The 15,234-nt window shown below is 41.8% G+C and carries 19 protein-coding genes and 1 pseudogene; 17 read left to right on the forward strand and 3 right to left on the reverse strand.

The window, feature by feature from the left end; translation table 11 throughout:
- The first annotated feature begins 22 nt into the window (after positions 1 to 22).
- The 10 genes and pseudogenes from NSQ49_RS21935 (at position 23) to NSQ49_RS21980 (ending at position 5,157) form a co-directional block, all read left to right on the forward strand.
- Positions 23 to 1,183: a pyridoxal-phosphate-dependent aminotransferase family protein gene (locus NSQ49_RS21935; protein WP_159862886.1), complete on the forward strand. Its 1,161-nt coding sequence runs from the start codon at positions 23 to 25 to the stop codon at positions 1,181 to 1,183.
- Positions 1,184 to 1,196: 13 nt separating this feature from the next.
- Positions 1,197 to 1,649: a GyrI-like domain-containing protein gene (locus NSQ49_RS21940; RefSeq protein ID WP_445662634.1), complete on the forward strand. Its 453-nt coding sequence runs from the start codon at positions 1,197 to 1,199 to the stop codon at positions 1,647 to 1,649.
- Positions 1,650 to 1,709: 60 nt separating this feature from the next.
- A complete protein-coding gene (locus tag NSQ49_RS21945; RefSeq protein WP_201306481.1) occupies positions 1,710 to 1,850 on the forward strand; it encodes a hypothetical protein in 141 nt (46 codons plus the stop codon).
- Positions 1,851 to 2,092: 242 nt separating this feature from the next.
- Positions 2,093 to 2,245: a hypothetical protein gene (locus NSQ49_RS21950; protein WP_201306482.1), complete on the forward strand. Its 153-nt coding sequence runs from the start codon at positions 2,093 to 2,095 to the stop codon at positions 2,243 to 2,245.
- A 13-nt stretch (positions 2,246 to 2,258) separates the two neighbouring features.
- Positions 2,259 to 2,918 carry a hypothetical protein gene (locus NSQ49_RS21955; RefSeq protein WP_159862887.1) on the forward strand — a complete coding sequence of 220 codons (660 nt, stop codon included), beginning with the start codon at positions 2,259 to 2,261 and terminating at the stop codon, positions 2,916 to 2,918.
- 26 nt (positions 2,919 to 2,944) lie between these two features.
- A pseudogene (locus NSQ49_RS21960) lies at positions 2,945 to 3,337 on the forward strand (GNAT family N-acetyltransferase); the annotation flags it as partial.
- A gap of 11 nt (positions 3,338 to 3,348) precedes the next feature.
- On the forward strand, positions 3,349 to 3,864 hold the full coding sequence (locus NSQ49_RS21965; protein ID WP_236566146.1) for a class I SAM-dependent methyltransferase: 516 nt from the start codon (positions 3,349 to 3,351) through the stop codon (positions 3,862 to 3,864).
- Positions 3,865 to 3,907: 43 nt separating this feature from the next.
- On the forward strand, positions 3,908 to 4,093 hold the full coding sequence (locus NSQ49_RS21970; protein ID WP_236566147.1) for a hypothetical protein: 186 nt from the start codon (positions 3,908 to 3,910) through the stop codon (positions 4,091 to 4,093).
- Positions 4,094 to 4,114: 21 nt separating this feature from the next.
- Positions 4,115 to 4,603: an NUDIX domain-containing protein gene (locus NSQ49_RS21975; protein ID WP_159862888.1), complete on the forward strand. Its 489-nt coding sequence runs from the start codon at positions 4,115 to 4,117 to the stop codon at positions 4,601 to 4,603.
- On the forward strand, positions 4,600 to 5,157 hold the full coding sequence (locus NSQ49_RS21980; RefSeq protein ID WP_251284449.1) for a GNAT family N-acetyltransferase: 558 nt from the start codon (positions 4,600 to 4,602) through the stop codon (positions 5,155 to 5,157). The genes NSQ49_RS21975 and NSQ49_RS21980 overlap by 4 nt, the downstream gene beginning before the upstream one ends.
- A 51-nt stretch (positions 5,158 to 5,208) precedes the next feature.
- Here the strand turns inward: NSQ49_RS21980 and NSQ49_RS21985 are convergent, their stop codons facing one another.
- Positions 5,209 to 5,349 carry a hypothetical protein gene (locus NSQ49_RS21985; protein ID WP_175609156.1) on the reverse strand — a complete coding sequence of 47 codons (141 nt, stop codon included), beginning with the start codon at positions 5,347 to 5,349 and terminating at the stop codon, positions 5,209 to 5,211.
- A 68-nt stretch (positions 5,350 to 5,417) separates the two neighbouring features.
- On the opposite strand from NSQ49_RS21985, the gene NSQ49_RS21990 reads away from it, so the two are divergent.
- The 4 genes from NSQ49_RS21990 (at position 5,418) to NSQ49_RS22005 (ending at position 8,803) form a co-directional block, all read left to right on the forward strand.
- Entirely contained in the window at positions 5,418 to 5,744 is a 327-nt protein-coding gene (locus tag NSQ49_RS21990) for a hypothetical protein (RefSeq protein ID WP_251284448.1), read from the forward strand.
- Between the two features lie 251 nt (positions 5,745 to 5,995).
- On the forward strand, positions 5,996 to 7,048 hold the full coding sequence (locus tag NSQ49_RS21995) for a DUF2332 domain-containing protein (protein WP_341071306.1): 1,053 nt from the start codon (positions 5,996 to 5,998) through the stop codon (positions 7,046 to 7,048).
- A 93-nt stretch (positions 7,049 to 7,141) separates the two neighbouring features.
- Positions 7,142 to 8,092: an oxygen-dependent tRNA uridine(34) hydroxylase TrhO gene (gene trhO / locus NSQ49_RS22000; protein WP_159862892.1), complete on the forward strand. Its 951-nt coding sequence runs from the start codon at positions 7,142 to 7,144 to the stop codon at positions 8,090 to 8,092.
- Between the two features lie 90 nt (positions 8,093 to 8,182).
- Positions 8,183 to 8,803, forward strand: coding sequence for a LysE family translocator (locus NSQ49_RS22005; RefSeq protein ID WP_159862893.1), 621 nt, complete (start codon positions 8,183 to 8,185; stop codon positions 8,801 to 8,803).
- Positions 8,804 to 8,847: 44 nt separating this feature from the next.
- On the opposite strand, the gene NSQ49_RS22010 is transcribed toward NSQ49_RS22005, so the two are convergent.
- Complete coding sequence (locus NSQ49_RS22010) at positions 8,848 to 9,594, reverse strand: uracil-DNA glycosylase family protein (protein WP_159862894.1); 747 nt, start codon at positions 9,592 to 9,594, stop codon at positions 8,848 to 8,850.
- Positions 9,595 to 9,695: 101 nt separating this feature from the next.
- Here NSQ49_RS22010 and NSQ49_RS22015 point away from each other — a divergent pair, with 101 nt between their 5' ends.
- From NSQ49_RS22015 to NSQ49_RS22025, 3 genes are all read left to right on the forward strand, one after another.
- Positions 9,696 to 10,160: a hypothetical protein gene (locus NSQ49_RS22015; protein WP_159862895.1), complete on the forward strand. Its 465-nt coding sequence runs from the start codon at positions 9,696 to 9,698 to the stop codon at positions 10,158 to 10,160.
- Positions 10,161 to 10,271: 111 nt separating this feature from the next.
- Positions 10,272 to 13,484: a DEAD/DEAH box helicase gene (locus tag NSQ49_RS22020; protein WP_251284447.1), complete on the forward strand. Its 3,213-nt coding sequence runs from the start codon at positions 10,272 to 10,274 to the stop codon at positions 13,482 to 13,484.
- A 586-nt stretch (positions 13,485 to 14,070) separates the two neighbouring features.
- Positions 14,071 to 14,514, forward strand: coding sequence for a GyrI-like domain-containing protein (locus NSQ49_RS22025; protein WP_159862897.1), 444 nt, complete (start codon positions 14,071 to 14,073; stop codon positions 14,512 to 14,514).
- Between the two features lie 29 nt (positions 14,515 to 14,543).
- Here NSQ49_RS22025 and NSQ49_RS22030 read toward each other — a convergent pair whose 3' ends face one another.
- The gene (locus NSQ49_RS22030) at positions 14,544 to 15,170 is read right to left on the reverse strand and encodes a metal-dependent hydrolase (RefSeq protein WP_251284446.1); all 627 of its coding nucleotides are present in this window, start codon (positions 15,168 to 15,170) and stop codon (positions 14,544 to 14,546) included.
- Positions 15,171 to 15,234 lie beyond the last annotated feature (64 nt).

The following is a 15,234-nucleotide window of genomic DNA, read 5'->3' on the forward strand; positions in this document are numbered from 1 at the left end:
CAGCCAAAGGAGGATTTTTATCATGCCAAACGAGGAAATGCTTTTAATTCCAGGACCTACGCCTGTAGTAGATTCGATTTATGAGGCGATGTCACAAGAGACAAGGGGACATACGGATCCGAGGTTTGCCGCTGTTTATAAGAGTGCGATTGAGAAAACGAGGGAGATGCTGAAGACGGATGGAGAGGTGCTTGTCATTTCCGGGTCCGGGACGATTGCGATGGAAATGGCTCTCGTGAACACGGTAGCAGCAGGAGAACGACTATTGATTATCAGCCAGGGCTTTTTCGGTGATCGTTTCTTGCATTTAGCTAAGGCGTTCGGAATCCAGGCAGATATTATTCAGTCTGAATGGGGTAAGCAGGTGGACCCCGCAGCAGTTGAGGAGAAACTTGCTTCTCATTCCTATAAAGCTGTGACGATTACCCATGCGGATACATCAACAGGTGTGTCGGCTGATCTGGATTCCCTGGTGCCTATCATTAAGAAGCACGGGGCACTTGTCATTCTGGATGGAGTCTGTGCTACGGCGGCAATGGAAGAGGATATGAGCAAGTCATATGGAGAAGGGAAAATTGATGTGGTCTTAACAGGATCACAGAAAGCAATCGGTGTACCGCCGGGACTCGCAGTTGTAGCATTCAATGAGACAGCACTGGCTGCCCGCGAACAAATGGAACATGTACCTGCCTATTATTGTGATATCTATAATTGGATTCCCATTATGCATGATCCGCAAAAATACTTTGCCACGCCGCCTGTGAATTTGATTTATGCCTATGACGAGGGAATGAGGCTGGTATTAGAGGAGGGAATGGAACAACGCTATAAGCGTCATGAAACCTACGGCAAAGCAGTACGTGCGGCACTTGCTGAATATGGAATGAAGGCAATTGCCGAGGAAAAGGCCGCATCAGCCACTCTCAGCTGTATTCTTTACCCTGAAGGGATGGATGATGCTGAATTCCGTTCATCCCTTGCGAAAAAAGGTGTCATTGTTGCCGGAGCACTGGCCCATCTTGCAGGGAAAGCATTCCGAATCGGCCATATGGGGAATACGACAGAAGATATGCTTGAAAAGGCCATTGTGCTGATCGGGGAAACAATGAACGAATTGGGTTTTGAGGCAGATATCCAAAAAGCAGCTGATAGATTTAGAGAACTGGCATTGCCTGTTGCTTAATAAGATGCCTGATTTGACTCAGACAGAACTTGGGGAATTAAAACTAATAGGGATCCGCATCATATGCCCGCCTGATCAGTATCCCGCTGAAATTCCTAAGGCAATTCATCTTTTATCTGAACGCCTAACAGAAATCAAGGGAGCTATAAATCCTGAGCAGCTTGTTGGTGCCTTCAAAGTGGAGGAAGATTCTCCTGAAGAAGACGGATATTGGATTGGCATAGAGGTGAAGGAATTTATTCGTGTTCCTGATGGGATGTTCTCATTAAAAATTCCACCGCAAAAATATGCTTCTATCCGGCACAAAGGACCTAATGATGAGATTGGAAATTCCTACAGGAAACTGCACAGATGGATTGAAGAAAAGGGATACAAACGGCTGAAAAATAAGTGGCACATAGAAATCCATCATAGCTGGGAACGGCTAGAGGATTTAGATATAGAGCTGCTGGATACGATCGCATGATGTTAAAGACTGCCTTCCCGGCAGTCTTTTCCCTGAAATAAAAGAAGGGAGAATAAAAGAGTGATAGAGTATCGAATTAAACATATGAAGGGATACGATGAAAAAATAGGAGACTTGGTTCTGAAGCATATTGCATTTGTTGAATATGTTCACCAAATCATTACGTTTGAAAACAGAGATCTAACGACCAAGAACATTTAAAATGGGCCGCTGCGTATGAACTGGGTGAAAAAGCAAGGCGTGAAATCAATAATCATCCCCTTGAATTTGATTTGGAGGAACTGTCAGCAATTAGAGAGAAAACGTTAATACATTTAACAGCGAAACAGGATAGCTGGCTGCTCAAAGGAAATAAATAAACCTGCTGCCTTTTTCCAAAAATATGAAACTTAAACTTCCATTAGTTCGTATATAAGGAAAACAATTAAAGGCGGTTATATTTGATGAAAAAAATGAATTGGGGTTTTTCGGGCAGCGGAATGGCTTTTGGACTGTCTATGGGATTAGTTTTTGGAATGCTTTTTGACAATTGGGCATTGGGCATTGCCATGGGAGTTGCCTTTGGGGCTTCGTTTGGATCAGCAGATAAGAAATAAAGGAGATTCTGCCATGATTAAAAATAAAAAGCTGTTTATGGCATCAATGATCTTATTCGTTATATCTATGGCTATGAATTTTCCTTTCCCGAATGAGTATCCCTTAGGTGATGAAGGAACTGCGGTTTTCACTATTCCTATCAATTCAGCAGAGGGCATTTATTATAAAGGTGTATTCAATCTCATTTTACTTATATTGGGAATTGTGTTCCTGCATCGTTCTCTTGAAAAGTATCATTTGCGATCATTTTTCGCCGTTATTATCATCTTTTCCCTTCTTCCTCCTTATCTGGCAGAGACGTATCAAAAAACGCTGGCAAATGGGATCAATGCTGTTTCTTATATAAAAGATGAAAGTCGTTGTACGTTTGAAATGACAGGTAAAGATACTTTGAAGGGAATTTGTCAGCTGCCATTTGAAAATTACAGCAATGATGAAGTGTCTTTTACTATCGGCTTTTATGACAAATACTTATTCGAAGAAGATGTAAAGATGGTTTCACTGATGAGCAGCGGCGAACCTCATTCCGTTAATTTGCACCCTAACGAATCAAAGCTTGTTCGGATTGAGAAAGAGATGGATGTGTCACAAATCCCAAATCACGTTACAAATGGGGAATCTGCTTATATAAGCATCATGATTAAGTCTGGTGAGAAAATCAGGAAATTGTGAGAGGGGCTGAAAGAATGAACATTTAGTTAAGACCTGTCACAAGAGAGAATTGGGAAGAAGCTATACAGATGAAGGTATATATAAAACCCGATGGCGAGGCAGTAGAGTATATTCCATTCTCCATATATGACAATGATAAAATGGTCGGGTTTATTTTGCACGCCTATGAACCGGATACAGTTAATATGTATTGGATCAACGGTTTTTTTATTGATCAGATGTATCAGGGCAGGGGCTATGCCCGTGCAGCATTAGCGAAGATGATCAGCTGGATAAAAGCTAAGTTTCCAGAATGCGAGGAAATCCGCTTAACGGTTCACAAAGATAATCTTCACGCAAAAAAGCTTTATAATAACTTTGGATTTTCTCCCACCGCAGAGATATGGGGAGAGGAAGAGGTTTACTATTTTTCGGTATAAAGGAGTTACGAATGATTAATGAAACACTTGAGTTAAATAAGAAAAGCTGGGATGCAGCTGCTAAAAGGTTTTATGGGAGAAATTCGCTGCCTGAATATGGGCCATTAGCGCCAACTGAAGATAATCTCCAATTGTTCGGAGATGTGCGCAGCTTAAAAATGCTGGAAATTGGGTGCGGAAGCGGGCATTCCCTTAAGTATTTGGACCAGCGGGGAGCAGGTGAATTATGGGGATTGGATCTATCCTCCAGTCAAATCGAATCAGCAAAGGCCCTTTTAGTCAAATCTTCTTCACCAGTAAAGCTGTTTGAGTCCCCGATGGAACAAAATCCTGGAATTCCTGCTGATTATTTCGATGCCGTTTTTTCTATATATGCGATTGGCTGGACAACGAACATAGAAGAGACGCTGAAAAATGTTCATTCCTATCTTAAATCTGGCGGAATGTTCATCTTCAGCTGGGAACATCCCCTATATAACCGGATTAAGGCTGAAAATAGAGCATTAATTATGGAAATCCTATCATGAGGAAGGCCCTTATCAGCACATTGCATGGAATCAGCCTGCCATTATGCAGCAATTTAAACTGAGTACATATATCAATCTATTAATAGAAAACGGGTTTGCGATTGAAAGGGTAATTGAAGATGTCAGCCTTACTAAGGGAGATGTTCAGCGGCATGCCAATAGCTGGTATTCCTATGAAAAGGCGAGAGCTGTACCCGCTGCTTTTATTATTAAATGCAGAAAGCTATAGAAGAAAAGGCGGAGAGACCAAATGACCTATCATATTAGAGTCAGAGCAGGTGCAGTTATTATAGAAAATAATTCGATCCTGCTGATTGAGTTTCAGGATGAAAAAGGCCTTCATTTTAATTTGCCTGCAGGCGGGGTTGAACCCCAGGAATCTGTAATTGATGCAGTGATAAGGGAAGTGAAAGAAGAGGCATCTGTGGATGTGAGGGTTGGCCCATTGGCATTTGTATATGAATATGCCCCACACTTAAATGAATTTAGTTATGGGCAAATACATTCACTGGACTTAATGTTTGAATGCCAGTTAATTGAAGGCTCCATGCCTAAAATGCCATCAGCCCCGGATCCTAACCAGACAGGTGTCAGGTGGGTGCCGCTTTCTACGCTTGCCAATATAGTGCTGTATCCTAATATGAAAGCTCACATCTTAGAATATATAAACAATAAACGAAACATAGATTTAATTGAAGAGCACACACTGGATGTGTACCCTATGGAGATGAAAAAATGAATGAAGAAATCATGATTGATTGCGGTGAAGTAATCCTCAGGGAATACCGGATGGAGGATGTCCAGGCACTTTTTGAAATTACGTCCCAGCCGGAAGTTTATGAGTTTATCCCAGGGGCAAAGGCTACTCTGGAGCAGCGGGTGAACTGGATGGAGAATTATGAAATTCCAGCCAATAACAAATTCAAGTCCTCATTGCCGGAACTGAAAAATGCCGGATTTTTGAATTTGGGAATCATTTTAAAGGAAACTGGAGAGTTTATCGGCTTTTGCAATACAGGTATAAAGGATGAACTGCCGGAACCGAACAGGGAAATTGGCTATGCCATTTCAAAGCACTGGCGGAATAAAGGCTATTCCACCCTTGCTGCAAAAGGGCTGATAGGTTTTCTTTTTGAGAAAACAGCCCTTGAAACACTAAATGCTGTTGCTTTAACCAGCAATGCCAGTTCCAATAGAGTTCTGCAAAAATGCAGCTTCAAGCTTGCGGGAGAAAAAATAATTGATGGAGAACAGTTTTTTCATTACATTATGAAAAAAACAGATTGGGCATAGACAAGTGTCAAAGACACCCGCCAATCAATATGGGGGTGTCCCGTTATTTTGTTATAAATCAGATTTAGGATTTGTATTAAATGTCCCGTTTTTATTTTCCTTTTCATGGCCCCGCACCTGGTCTCCGCCATTTCCTTTTTCATGCACCTTTTTGCCGCCGAGCTTTACATTTGGATATTCTTGTTCCCGCATGGTCTTCACCTCCATGTTAATTAAATTATCCATAAAGGAAAAAAATATATAAATTTTGAGGTTTTTAAATGGAAATAACACTAATCAGACATGGCAGGTCAGCGCAAATGGAAAATCACCGCATGACCAGCATGGAATACAAAAAATGGGTTGATACGTATAACCATTTAGGGATAGCTGAGGGTGAGAGAGGTCCTGAGGATTCAATCAAAAAAGGGGCATCATCATTAATTTTACTCACAAGTGATTTAAAAAGATCAATCGAATCGGCCAGAACCTTGAACCCTTCAGCAAAGGTACAATCAGATCCGTTATTCAGGGAAATGGAATTGCCATTGCCTGACATTCATCTGACGGGAGTAAGATTAAGACCAAAACATGGACTTTCTTATTAAGAATCCTGTGGATCTGCGGCTATTCACACGGGTGTGAATCATACATTCAAGCAAAGCACCGGGCAAAACGAGCTTCATTAAAGTTAACTTCTTTTTCGAAAGAACATCAACATGCCGTTCTCATTGGACACGGGTTTTTTAACCTCTATATTGCAAAAGAACTTCAGAAATCCGGATGGAACGGAAAGAGAAGAACTGGTTCAAAGCATTGGAATGCAGTCACTTATGTGAAATAACGGGGGCGTAAGAATATGATAAAAGCAAATATATCATCGAAATTCAAGACTTTTGGACAATTTGAATGCCGCGGTTCGAGTAATCTTTATGAATTCCTATCAAATAAAATTGCTGAGGATAATGAATTGCTGGTTTTGGCATCAGAGGCGAGAGACGGCCAGCCTGTACCGAACTTGTTTTTTGGGGCCATACATTATCTGCTGTTAAAAGGGAAAGATCATGAGCTTAAGGAATACTATCCAAGCCTGGAGGAGGATCCAAGAAACCCGCAGGATGCCTTCCAATGCTTTAAAGATTTCTGCAGGCTGAATTCACAAGAAATTAAAGAGATATTAAAAACGAAAATCGTTCAGACAAATGAAGTAAGGCGCTGTGCTTACTTATTTCCCGTATTCTCATATATTTTCCAGCAGGCACAAAAGCCGCTGGCCCTGATTGAGATAGGGACAAGCGCCGGTCTGCAGCTTCTCTGGGACAAGTACAGCTACTCATATGGAACAGGAAAAATATATGGGAATTCAAACGCAGACGTTCATTTAACCTCTGAAATCAGGGGAAGAAATGTCCCGATTTTTCCTGAAGAAATGCCCCCGGTTGCATCGAGAACTGGAGTTGACCTTCATATTAATGACCTGAATAATCAGGAAGATTTTCTGTGGCTGTATTCACTTATCTGGCCTGAACACCTGGAGAGAAGAAATTTATTTGAACAAGCTGCCAAGTGTCTGAAAGAAAATCCAGTAAGACTGATTGAGGCAGATGGTGCCAAGCTTTTGCCGGGTCTGGTTAAAGAAATACCTGACGACCATTCAATCTGTGTATTCCACACACATGTGGCCAATCAAATGCCGGCAGAAGGAAAAGAGCAACTGCTTGCTGAAATAACAGCTTGCGGGCAAAACAGGGATATTTTCCATATTTATAATAATATCCAGGACAGGGGTCTTCATCTTGATTATTTTCTTGGTACTAAGGAATTCAAGAGAATTGTCGGACATACTGAAGGACATGGAAAGTGGTTTACATGGGAATTGAATCTTTCGCACTCCGAAAATTTTGAAACTTGACATCATCTGTTATACTTATCTAGGTAAGTATATATTGTTTTAACCTATTAACAGATATATCTTGCAAATATTAAGTGATAGGTGGAAATACAAATGAGTCAAAAACCGTACAGAGTTTTACTTTACTACATGTATGTTACGATTGAGGACCCTGAGGAGTTCGCAAGTGAGCATAAAGCTCTTTGCAATGAACTGGGCCTTAAGGGACGTATTTTGGTTGCAAATGAAGGCATAAATGGAACTGTTTCCGGACCAGTGGAACAGACAGACCGCTATATGGAAGTAATGAAGCAGGATCCGCGCTTTGCGGAGATGGTTTTCAAAATAGATGAAGCAGATGGACATGCGTTTCCAAAGATGAAGGTTCGTGCACGTCCCGAGCTTGTAACTCTTCGTCTTGAAGACGACGTGAACCCGAACGAGCTTACAGGTAAATACCTTGAGCCAAAAGAGTTCTACGAAAGACTTCAGGATGAAGATACAATTGTCTTGGATGCACGAAATGATTATGAGTATGATCTTGGACACTTCAGAGGGGCAATCAGGCCGGATATCGAAAATTTCCGCGACCTGCCAAACTGGGTCCGTGAAAATAAAGAACTGCTTGGCGATAAAAAGATCATTACGTATTGTACAGGCGGCATCCGCTGTGAAAAGTTCTCAGGCTGGCTTGTAAAAGAAGGCTTTAAAGATGTAGCCCAGCTTCACGGAGGAATTGTCACATACGGAAAAGATCCTGAAGTACAGGGGCAGCTATGGGATGGCCAGCTTTATGTATTCGATGACCGCATTGGCGTTCCGGTTAACCAAAAAGAGCATGTTATCGTAGGTAAGGACTACTTCACAGGCGAGCCTTGTGAGCGCTATGTCAACTGTGCAAACCCTGCCTGCAACAAAAAAATCCTTTGCTCTGAAGAAAACGAGCATAAATATATGCGCAGCTGTTCTCATGAATGCCGCACGCATCCTCGGAACCGTTATATTGCTGAGCATGGACTTTCTGAGGCAGAAGTGGAAGAAAGATTAGAAAAAGTAAAAGCATAAGAGAATTAGAGCAGATTTCCTTCATGGAACTGCTCTTTTTTTTTAAAAGCTGATATAATATTCTTAATATTTTTATGAGGCGGGTGGGGTATGGATAATGTACTTTTATTTCTTTTAATGTCATTTCTGCTAGTCATTTTGCCCGGACCAGATACTGGCATCCTGATTCAAAACACGATTTCAAACGGGAAAAAAAGCGGCATTAAAACGATGTTTGGATCTGTCGCCGGGCTGCTTGTCCATACAATCGCTGTTGTTCTGGGCTTATCGGCCTTAATTGTAAAGTCTGCATACATTTTTACTTTTATTAAGTATGCCGGGGCACTATATCTGATTTATTTAGGCATCGTTTCGTTAGTATCTTTAAGGAACAACCAGGTATTTACTGACAGCGGGAGAAAGCTTAAGAAAAACAAATCGCATTTTCTGCAAGGGTTTTTCACGTGTGTGTCCAACCCGAAAGTAGCTGTGTTCTTTTTAACCTTTTTCCCCCAATTTTTAAGTCCTGATGGAAACCACTTTCTGCAGTTCACTGCAATGGGCTTAATCTATACGCTTATTACCATCATCTGGTTCTTTTTCTATGTGTACTTGATCGACATCTTCAGGACATGGCTGAAAAAGCCTGCTGTAAACAATGCAATCCAAGGCATTTCAGGTGTTGTGTTAATGGGCTTTGGCATTAAATTGGCACTTGAGAAGCAGCCTTAAGAAAAATGGACTGAATAGCCTCTAAGAAGGGAGAAGCAACTTGATTATTGCTGTTCAGCCCACTTTTTAATGATTCGGGCCATAGCCTGTTTGTTGTTATCAAATTGCTTAGCTCTGTGGCCATTTGCACCTGATGGATGAGGAAATCCGTATAAAATGGTATGTCCTGTAAGCTGGCTGGCTGTGTTTAGATGACGGATGACCCTTTCAATGGTTATCCCCAGCGGAATTATGAGAGCATGGCTTTTAATTAGACTCAGCTCTCCAGGAAATACCTTTGTAGCATACTGGGCAAGAATTTCAGTTTTTAAAAGATCAGGCTGGTGTCCGGTATAATTTTTGCCCCGGTAGAAAACTGGATACTTTACGACTGAAGTGGTGTGCAGGAGTGCTCTATTTTGTTCAAAAAGTGTATCTGAGCTGTCTATGCCAAGAGCATTCTGTAAACCGCATTGATCCAGCATGCTTATTAAATTTCTCCTCATTCCTCCTGCAAAACTGGCTGCTTCCTTAGTATCTTTCAGTATTGTCTCAAGCTTCTTTTCTGCAGCTATTCCTTTTGTGAATGATTCAAAGGCAGCCCTCATTTGGCTCCATCCCGGAGTAATCCCGACGATGACAACTTTCGCATCAATATTGATAAATTCGTTGTGGGGGGCATAATATATTTCCAAATCCCCGTACTTAGATATAAGAAAATCCCGGGTAATCAATTGATCCTTTGTCAGCGGCCTGCCTTCAGGAAGCTGCTGTATGGCCGGAAAAAACGCTGAAAACAATGAGCGCTCCATTAAATTCTCCTTTTAGTCACAGTTGTTATATGAATAATGTTACCAAATCATGAATAATAGACGCCATCTAAGAGACATTAACAAATAAAAAGGATTTTGCTATGATTGGACTGCTGATAGCCACCATTCTTTTTAATACCATTGCGTTTAAAACAAACAAGCGTTTGACAAAAAATCAAATTTTACATATATGGACATTTACAATATGTGCTCAGATGACATTTGATGTTATGATTGAGTTTAAATATTGGGGATATTGGTACTTTGACAAGAATCCCAATTGGGGAGGACTAATGGCACATATTGTGCTGGTCCCCCCGGTAAATATGATGTTTCTGAATTGGTATCCGTTTAAAGGAGATCGGATTAAGCGATTTTCTTATATCTTATTTTGGGTAGTGGCTATTTTGCTTTATGAAGTCATCGCTTTATTGCCGGAACCCTGGGGATATTTTAACTATGGCTGGTGGAGATTGTGGCATGCGGCCATACTTGACCCAATTCTGCTTGTAATAGTGGTGACATATTATAAATGGGTTAGCAGGCTTGAAAAGGAACTTAAATAATGGATAACTCAAAAGGGGGATCTGCACCCCCTTTTTGTGTTGCATAAAATGAATTTGGGCAGATGACTATGATACAATTTTGGTATGGATTTTCCCGGGAGGAGAACATTTGTGGATATTAAATTGACTCACAAAATGATAAAAGAACGGTGCGGTACTGTCTCCTTCAAAAGAGGAGACGCATTTTTCAGGAATAAAAAAGTAACTATACATAAATACAATGATGATATTTGTGAAGCATCGGTATCTGCCGGTGAAGATTTTTATGTTGAAATAGAAAAGACTTCAGGTAATGGCTTAAAAATAACATGCAGCTGTCCCAGGCTTGCATCATTTGATAAAGAGTGCCAGCACGCTGCGGCTGTATTGCTGGCAATTTATGATAGGCAGCAAACTAAAGCGCCAAACCTTTCTTCAGGCACCCTTGAAGCTTCTCCAGAACACGCCTTATCTGATAGCCTCATGACACTTTTCAGTGAGCACGCGTTAAGGTCAAGCGGGCACCAGCTTCATTTTGAAAACAGGCAAGTGCTCCATCCTGAATTTACCTGTGTGCCTGTCCATTTAGGAAAAGGACATTATCTGTTTGCCATTAAATGCTCCATAGGCTCAATGGATGTCCTGGATATCCGGCAATTTCTCCACTCAGTTAAAGAGGGGAAACCAAGCCTATTATCCCTGACTTTTTCCTATGATCCCGCCCTCCATTGTTTCCCGCCGGAAGCGGATGCTGTCTTTCAGCGGCTGATACAGGTAATACAGGATGAATCCATTTATATCAATGCTTTAATGGAAGATTTTGATTATACAGCGAGCAAGCATATGCTCTTAATCCCGCCATCATCATGGGAACGGCTAAAGCCTGTTTTGGCGCTCGCAGAAAAAGTGAAGCTTGAAATAACAGGTAAAACATTTGATTATATGGCATTTTCAGATGAGCGGCTGCCATTGCGATTTGATCTGGACGAAGCAAAAAATACTTATTACTTACGTGTTAAAGGACTGGAGCGGCTGCTGATCCTGGATTCGTATAGTGCTGTGGTGTCCGGCGGCAAGTTCATTACGCTCAAGAAGGATGATTGCAAGCGTCTTTATGATTTAACTCAAATGCTGGAGGCTGCCGGAAAAAATGAAATTCCGATAGCTGCTGAACAAATGGAGATGTTTCTGGAAAAAGTGGTACCTGGATTGAGAAAGCTGGGAGATGTCCATATTTCTGAGGACATGTCACACAGGTTTATGAAAACTCCTTTAACTGCCAAGCTGTTCTTGGACCGCCTGCGGAACCGGCTGCTGGCAGGAATTGAATTTCATTATGATAATATCGTGATCAACCCGCTGGAGGGCAGGGAGCCGAAGGGCGGCACAAGGATTATTAGAGATGTGGAATTGGAGGATGAAATTCTTCAGCTTATGGAGGAAAGTTCTTTTGCGAAGACGGATGGCGGTTATTTTCTGCAGAATGATGAGCTGGAGTATGAATTCCTTTATCGTGTTGTCCCTAAACTGCAGAAGCTGGTGCAAATATATGCGACTGCGTCTGTAAGAAACAGGATATTCAGAGAGAATGCCAAACCGCAGATTCGGATAAAAATGAAAAAAGAGCGGACAAATTGGCTGGAATTCAAGTTTGTATTGACCGGAATAGCAGATCAGGAGATACGGGATGTGTTAGCTGCACTTGAGGAAAAACGAAAGTTCTATCGCCTGAGAGATGGCGCGCTTCTTTCATTGGAGACAAGGGAGTTTGAGGAAATCCAGCGTTTTCTGAGAGCTGTGCCCCAACAGGCGGAGGATCTGGAGAGCGGGTTAAACATGCCGATTGTATCAGGTCTTAGAATGCTGGCTGCTGCTGGTGATCAGGAAATGTTCCTTCAAGAGGAATCCTTTAGGACATTTTTGGCAGAGCTTGAGGATCCATCAAGCCTGCAGATTTCTGTGCCGGATAATCTGGAATCGGTTTTAAGAGAATACCAGAAGAGTGGGTTTAAATGGCTAAAGACAATGGCGCATTATGGATTTGGCGGCATTTTGGCTGATGATATGGGATTGGGAAAGACAATCCAAAGCATTGCGTTTATTCAGTCTGAGCTAATGGATATACGTGAATCTAACGGTCCTGTCCTGATTGTCTGCCCTTCATCCTTAACATACAACTGGTTAAGCGAGCTGACGAAGTTCACTCCGGACATACAGGCAATAGTCATCGATGGAAATCAAAAAGAACGGACCGAGCTTCAGAAAGATATATCCGGAATAGATGTGGTGATTACTTCCTATCCGCTGGTGCTGAAAGATATTAAATGGTATGAGATGCAGCCATTTCACACAGTATTTTTCGACGAAGCACAGGTATTTAAAAATCCGGTCACGCAAACAGCTAGAGCAGTAAAAAAAATCCAGGCAAAATTTCGATTCGCCTTAACAGGCACACCTGTTGAAAATTCTGCAGAAGAGATGTGGTCTATTTTTCATGTCGTCTTCCCTGAATTGTTTGGTGGCTTAAAGGATTACAGTCATTTAACAAGGAAAACGATTGCGAGAAGGGTTCGTCCATTCATGCTCAGAAGGATGAAGGAAGATGTTCTTTCAGAGCTGCCGGAAAAAATGGAGCTGGTTGATTCCTCTGAACTGCTGCCTGATCAGAAGAAGCTTTATGCTGCATACCTTGCAAAACTTAGAGAAGATACCTTAAAGCATTTAAATAAGGACACAATCAGAAAGAACCGCATCAGAATCTTTGCCGGTTTGACAAGGCTACGCCAGATTTGCTGCCACCCTGCATTGTTCGTCGATGGATATAAAGGAAGTTCAGCAAAATTTGAACAGCTCAAAGGGATTATAGAAGAATCCAGATTGTCCGGCAGACGAGTGCTGATTTTTTCCCAGTTCACAAAAATGCTGGACCTTATTGGCAGAGAACTGGCCCTTATGGGTTTGCAGTTCTTTTACCTGGATGGACAGACACCTTCGGAAGAACGGGTGGAAACCTGCAGCCGATTTAATGAGGGAGAGCGCGATTTCTTCCTGATTTCTCTGAAAGCAGGCGGTACAGGCCTCAACCTGACTGGTGCTGATACTGTCATCTTATACGATTTGTGGTGGAACCCTGCCGTTGAGGAACAGGCGGCCGACCGGGCCCACCGCATTGGACAGAAAAATACGGTCCAGGTGATAAAATTATTATCGAGAGGCACCATCGAAGAGAAGATGAATGAACTCCAGGAGAAAAAGAAAAACCTGATCGAGGAAATTATCGACTCAAATGAAAATGCTGCTGGCAGCCTGACTGAAGAGGATATTCGGGAGATATTGATGATTTAGAATGTGCTGCGGTAGGATTTTAACGGTTATGGATGGCTGGCTGCAGAGTGCGGAGTTGCTTCTGCTTCGGGTTTTGACACAAAGTAAGTAAACCATGGCTGTTTGTGTCAGAAGTTGCCCCGGGTAAAGACACAAAAATAGGAAATCATGTCTGCAGAGTCAGAAGTTGCTTCGGGTTCGGACACAAAGTAATAAAACCTTGGCTGTTATGTCCGAAGTTGCCGCAAGTTCGGACATAAAATAATAAAACCTTGGCAGTTATGTCAGAAGTTGCCCCGGGTTCGGACACAAAACAAGAAAACTACGGCTGCAGAGTTAAAAGTTGCTTCGGGTTGGGACATAAAATAATAAAACCTTGGACGCAAAGTCCGAAGCAGCCCCTGGCTTTCAAACTCAAAAACCTTAACAGGTGTTTGTCTTTGTCATCCCATTCAAAAAAGTATAGGTCCAGCTGCCTGTAAAACAGATAGTTGTTATTGAAGTGACGCGTCCGGCATGGCGCGTCTTTTCTAACGCAAAATAATAAAGGAGGATTTTTCCATTAGGTAAAGAATTAATATGAATAAAAGTTTTAGGGGGAAACCTAGTGTGCAAATTGGTGTCAAAAGAGTTTAAAGCAATTGTGATAAGGAGCAATGGTCTTTTTAAGGATTATGCCCGCCTGGTACCTGAAGCAGCACAGGATTTTTTGAAGCGTGGCCATCTAGTTCAAAATAGCAGCGGTTTAGAAGTTGCCTTTTTTGAACCAAAGAGAGGGGAAGATCACTTAGAGGGAACCTTTTTTACCGGTTTTTTAGTTCATGAAAAAGCAGAAATACTGCCAGATGGGATGGAGTATTTAGAAGCCGGGCAAACTTATGCCTCGATCAGAGGAAAGACTGCTGAGATGGGCGATTTGCATATGCGGCTTAACAGCTGGCTCAGGAAGAATAATCATCAGCAGTTTATTGATCATTATATTATTGAAGTTTATTATCCGGCTGCAAATGAGGAGGAAGAGGCAGAGGTATTTATCCCAATCAAAGATTGAACCGCTCAAAAGCTTGAGCGGCTGGTGTTTTAAATTTCCTTTGATGAAATGGGAAGAAAGAGTTTTACCCCTCTTTTATTGAAGGGCAGGATTTTTAAATCAGCAACCAAATGGCTTATGTAACCGGCAAGGCAGGTATAATAGACTCCTTCTATGCCCAGGGACATTTCAAATCTTGAAGAAATGAAAGCAAAAAAAACAACTCCCAGCAAGGAATGGGTATAGCTGCGGTGGGAAACAAAGGAAGCTATCAATATATAAATCCCAAATAATATGAGCCAAAGTTCCTGCAGGGAGATTCCTCCTGCCAGGACACCGATCCCCGTTATGGTCAGCATATGTTTTTGCCTTATTTTCGCTGAGATGGCAGTCATTCCAATTCCAATGGCCATGCCGAGCCATTTTTCTTTCGGGGAGCCCTCATAAAAACTATAAATAATCATTAGGATTCCAATGATTTGGGCAACCGTTCGAACGACTTCATGTGATAGTGTTAGCCGGTCTCGGAGTTTTCCATCAATATCGAGGTCCGGGATTAATCCTGAAACACTCCCGAGGCCCACTAGTAAAAGTGTTGCAGAAGGGCTTGCATGAACAGTGTTCGCTACCACGTATCCTGCTGCTGCTCCAATTGCTGCATGGGCGGTACCATTCAAAATTTTTTCCACCTTTATGTGTTATTTGCATTTTTTTCATGCATTCTTATATTATATCAAAACA

This window comes from Cytobacillus sp. FSL R5-0377, from assembly GCF_038004385.1.
Classification (GTDB): Bacteria; Bacillota; Bacilli; order Bacillales; family Cytobacillaceae; genus Cytobacillus.

Coding starts and splice junctions, on each gene's coding strand:
- NSQ49_RS21935 (WP_159862886.1), top strand. CDS start 23: ATGCCAAACGAGGAAATGCTTTTAATTCCAGGACCTACGCCTGTAGTA.
- NSQ49_RS21950 (WP_201306482.1), top strand. CDS start 2,093: ATGAAAAAAATGAATTGGGGTTTTTCGGGCAGCGGAATGGCTTTTGGA.
- NSQ49_RS21955 (WP_159862887.1), top strand. CDS start 2,259: ATGATTAAAAATAAAAAGCTGTTTATGGCATCAATGATCTTATTCGTT.
- NSQ49_RS21965 (WP_236566146.1), top strand. CDS start 3,349: ATGATTAATGAAACACTTGAGTTAAATAAGAAAAGCTGGGATGCAGCT.
- NSQ49_RS21970 (WP_236566147.1), top strand. CDS start 3,908: ATGCAGCAATTTAAACTGAGTACATATATCAATCTATTAATAGAAAAC.
- NSQ49_RS21975 (WP_159862888.1), top strand. CDS start 4,115: ATGACCTATCATATTAGAGTCAGAGCAGGTGCAGTTATTATAGAAAAT.
- NSQ49_RS21980 (WP_251284449.1), top strand. CDS start 4,600: ATGAATGAAGAAATCATGATTGATTGCGGTGAAGTAATCCTCAGGGAA.
- NSQ49_RS21985 (WP_175609156.1), bottom strand. CDS start 5,349: ATGCGGGAACAAGAATATCCAAATGTAAAGCTCGGCGGCAAAAAGGTG.
- NSQ49_RS21990 (WP_251284448.1), top strand. CDS start 5,418: ATGGAAATAACACTAATCAGACATGGCAGGTCAGCGCAAATGGAAAAT.
- NSQ49_RS21995 (WP_341071306.1), top strand. CDS start 5,996: ATGATAAAAGCAAATATATCATCGAAATTCAAGACTTTTGGACAATTT.
- trhO (WP_159862892.1), top strand. CDS start 7,142: ATGAGTCAAAAACCGTACAGAGTTTTACTTTACTACATGTATGTTACG.
- NSQ49_RS22005 (WP_159862893.1), top strand. CDS start 8,183: ATGGATAATGTACTTTTATTTCTTTTAATGTCATTTCTGCTAGTCATT.
- NSQ49_RS22010 (WP_159862894.1), bottom strand. CDS start 9,594: ATGGAGCGCTCATTGTTTTCAGCGTTTTTTCCGGCCATACAGCAGCTT.
- NSQ49_RS22015 (WP_159862895.1), top strand. CDS start 9,696: ATGATTGGACTGCTGATAGCCACCATTCTTTTTAATACCATTGCGTTT.